Annotated in this window: 5 protein-coding genes; 1 reads left to right on the top strand and 4 read right to left on the bottom strand. The window is 70.4% G+C overall.

The genetic code is table 11. The features are described from left to right. A partial coding sequence (locus tag Q0R63_RS00350) for a chaplin family protein (RefSeq protein ID WP_295692331.1) occupies positions 1 to 671 on the bottom strand: 671 nt, incomplete at its 3' end. A gap of 106 nt (positions 672 to 777) precedes the next feature. Beyond that, positions 778 to 1,554 carry a hypothetical protein gene (locus Q0R63_RS00345; RefSeq protein WP_295692329.1) on the bottom strand — a complete coding sequence of 259 codons (777 nt, stop codon included), beginning with the start codon at positions 1,552 to 1,554 and terminating at the stop codon, positions 778 to 780. Between the two features lies 1 nt (position 1,555). Between Q0R63_RS00345 and Q0R63_RS00340 the strand changes: the two genes are divergently transcribed. Further along, complete coding sequence (locus Q0R63_RS00340; RefSeq protein WP_295692327.1) at positions 1,556 to 1,843, top strand: hypothetical protein; 288 nt, start codon at positions 1,556 to 1,558, stop codon at positions 1,841 to 1,843. A 522-nt stretch (positions 1,844 to 2,365) separates the two neighbouring features. Here the strand turns inward: Q0R63_RS00340 and Q0R63_RS00335 are convergent. Both Q0R63_RS00335 and Q0R63_RS00330 read right to left on the bottom strand, forming a co-directional pair. Continuing rightward, positions 2,366 to 2,734 (bottom strand): hypothetical protein, encoded by a 369-nt coding sequence (locus Q0R63_RS00335; RefSeq protein WP_295692325.1) that lies wholly within the window; start codon positions 2,732 to 2,734, stop codon positions 2,366 to 2,368. Positions 2,735 to 2,773: 39 nt separating this feature from the next. Next, on the bottom strand, positions 2,774 to 3,395 hold a 622-nt coding region (locus Q0R63_RS00330), incomplete at its 5' end, for a peptidase C39 family protein (protein ID WP_295692320.1).

Genomic DNA, 3,395 nt, shown 5'->3' with positions numbered 1-3,395 from the left:
ACCGGGAGGGTGACCTGGTTGCCGCCGACGACGGATCCGTTACCGGTGGTGGTGTTCCCACCGGTCGGGGTCGTGGTGGTGCCGCCGGGGGCGCTGCCAGCGCCGGTGCCGGCGCCGTTGAGGGCGCCGACGCCGGTGCCGGCGACCGTCACGGGCGCGGTGACCGGGAGGGTGACCTGGTTCCCGCCGCCGACGGATCCGTTACCGGTGGTGGTGTTCCCGCCGGTCGGGGTCGTGGTGGTGACGCCGGTGCCGCCGGGGGCGCTGCCGGTGCCGGTGCCGTTGAGGGCGCCGACCGCGTTGCCGCCGATGGTCACCGGGAGGGTGACCGGGATCGTGACCTGGTTCCCGCCGCCGACCGAGCGGGCACCCGTGGTCGAGGCCGCCGTCGTGGACGCCGGCGACGCCGGCGAGCTCGCCGGCGAAGCAGGCGCGGGCGCCGACGGTCGAGCCGGGGCCGGGGCGGCCGCGGTGGTGGCGTGCCCGTTGAGGGCGCCGATCGCGTTGCCGGTCACGGTGACCGGGACACTGATCGGGGCCGTGACCTGGTTGCCGCCCAGCAGGCTGTGGGAGCCGGAGGTGGTGTCGGCCGAAGCCGACGCCGCGCAGATGATGCCGCCAGCTCCGACCAGGAGGGCTGCTTGCAGTCCTCGTCTGATGAACACGTTCATGGTCGTACCTCTCACAAATGATCGATGGTCCAGCCCACACCACGAAGGTGGGGCCCGGGGGGGGTGTTGTGCGCGTGCGTCCCCACTCAGGGACGCCGGCACACCATCAATCGGGTGAGACGCTCGGACGCAGGCCGACCTGGCCGGGCAACGCCCAGCTACCAGGGATGACCGCACCGGCCAGAATGGCCGAGGGTGACCACGACGACGACAGAACCGCCACCGGCGCACCACCGGAACCGGAACCACCGCCAGCAGAGAACGAGACCCCGGCCGTCGCCGCCGGCATACCCGAGCCCGGCACCGACGGCGCAGGCGCCACCGGAAGATCGGACGGACGGACCTGAACGGCCGAGGAGGCCGATGAGGAGACCGACGCGTTGGCTGCGGCCCCGGACATACGGGCGTCGTGCAAGGTGCCGCACGTGGCCACGTCGGCGGCCGATGCGGCCATGACAGACGTGGCGTCCAGAGCCGACACAGCACCCGTGGAGGCCATGGTCGACCCAGGCGCACCGGGGGCCACGACAGGCGCTGGCAGCATGATCACGGGAAGGCCAGGCGTCGAGACTGCCGGAGCGTTGGGGCCTGGACGGCCCTGCTCAGCAGGGAAGCCCGGAAGCGTGGGAAGGCCCGGAAGCGTGGGGAGGTCGACTCCCCCGAACGGCCCCGTCGGGGTCGTGGGGAGGGTCGTGCCGACGCCGGAGAGGACCCCGCCCAGGACGCCGCCGACGGTCGTGAGGCCGCCGGACGCCGTGGTCGTCGTGCCCGTCACGGTGCCGTCGACCACACTGGTGACGCCTGCGACGACGCCGCTGACGATGGTGTTCACAGGCGCGACAACTGGGGTGAGCACCGGGCTCAGCACCGGCGTGGAACCCACGGTGCCCAGCGTCCGCGCGACCGTCTGGTTGACCGTCCGGCTGACCGGGATCACCACGTTCGTCGCGGTCGTTCCTGCGGTTTGCACGAGCCCAGCAACAGCAGTCGTGGCGCTGGCCGCAGCAGCCGGGATGACCGGCGCGGGCTTCGTCGCGAGGTGTGCGGGTGTGGCGGGCGAGACGGGAGCAGCCTTGGCCGGGGTGGGCGCAGCCGGTCGGGCCGGGGAGGCAGGCGCGCGGGCGGCACGGACACGCTCGTCGCAGCAGCTGCCGGGCTGGCTGGCAGGGTGACGACGTGGCCGACGACACGTCCGAGGCCGGCTCCGGCGGACTGCGCCACCGAGCCCACCGCGTTCAGCACGCCCGGCGCGGGGGTGTCGGCGTGGGCGGCGGAGGTCCCCAGCAGGAACCACCCGGCCCCGGCCACGGCGGAGAGCAGACCCAGACGAACCACCCGCTTCGCGGAGACACGTACTGCACCCATCTGCTCTCACCCCCTAACATTTTGCCCATGACGGACATCGTGACCCTTAGCACATCACGCGCACCATGAGATAGCAACCTAAACCGGACATAAACCGTATTCGGGCATCGCACCCCGTTCTCCTTCCAGCTCCACGATGTCGTGCGTCGAGACCTGGAGGAGCATCGAGAAGACGAAAGCGAGAAGTTTCTCCGCAAGGAGATAGCCGATCAACTCTGTTGGCGTGGCTGCTGATTCGTCACAGGACTGCATTTCTCAGAAACTGTATTTCATATCGTGGGTAACCATCTCGCCCACCCGTGGACAGCGCTGGTGCCACCTCGGGGGGCTCAGAGCCTCGGCACGAATCGCTTGCCCTGCATCGCCTCGAGGACGAGGGCGGAGGCTCGACGGGCCGCGACGAGTCGCAGCCCCTCGGCCTCGAGGTGCCCCATGATCTCGGCGAGGGCCTCGGTCGTCACGCGGTCGCCGAGCTCGACCCGCGCCTCGCGATAGGCCTGTCGCATCGCACCCACCTGTCCGTCGATGTGACGGTCGGCCAGCCAGGCGAGAGCTACCGGGTTCTTGCGCCACCCGGCATACCCGCGATAGTCGGCCGGGCAGTGGTCGAGCAACCAGGCGACGGCCTTGTCCTCCCAGCCAGGGGTATGGGCCGGCGGGATCTCGCGCGGCCACCCGGGTGGGGTTGCGGTAGTCACTCCCCCATTGTCGCAACGATCACGACGCCGGGTGGTTCGTCACCAGTTGGGCTCGGAGGGGACGAGGGTCTTCGGCAGCCTGATGCTGCGCGGGTGGACGACGTAGACCGTCCCGCCGGAGTGGGGCACCCACGCGTTCTCCAGCTGGTCGCGGCGGTAGACCGTGCGCACCTGGCCGTCGTCGGGGATCAGGTGGCTGGCGGGGTCGTTGACGACGACGTTGCCCTCGGTCGTGAAACCGACCACGACGATGAGGTGGCCGTTGGTGCCGTAGCCGGCCCCGTCGAGCTCACCCTTCTTGAACGACACGGAGATGATCACGGGGATGCCCACCCGGACGAGCTCTTCGAGCTCCGTGAAGCTGCGCAGGCGGGTGACGAAGGCCTCGAGACCGTAGCGGCCGGCATACGCGGTGTTGAAGGGCCAGTTGCCGCATCCGTTATAGGTGTAGTCGAAGACGTTCCGCGCGGAGAAGTCGACCTCGCCGTCCACCGGTGGTTGCACCCAGGTGAGGTCCGCGGCCGTCGGCCCGACGCCCCAGTACTTCAGGACCATGGCCGAGGACGTCGCGGAGCACCACGCCTCTCCCCGTTGTCCCACTGCGGGTAGTGCCCGACGTGCACCTCCTGCGAGAAGGACGGCACATTGATGACCCGGCCGG

Source organism: Lapillicoccus sp. (genome assembly GCF_025353065.1).
Lineage (GTDB): Bacteria > Actinomycetota > Actinomycetes > Actinomycetales > Dermatophilaceae > Lapillicoccus.
The sequence above is the reverse complement of the archived record's forward strand: the minus strand, read 5'-3'. Positions and strand labels throughout refer to the sequence as shown.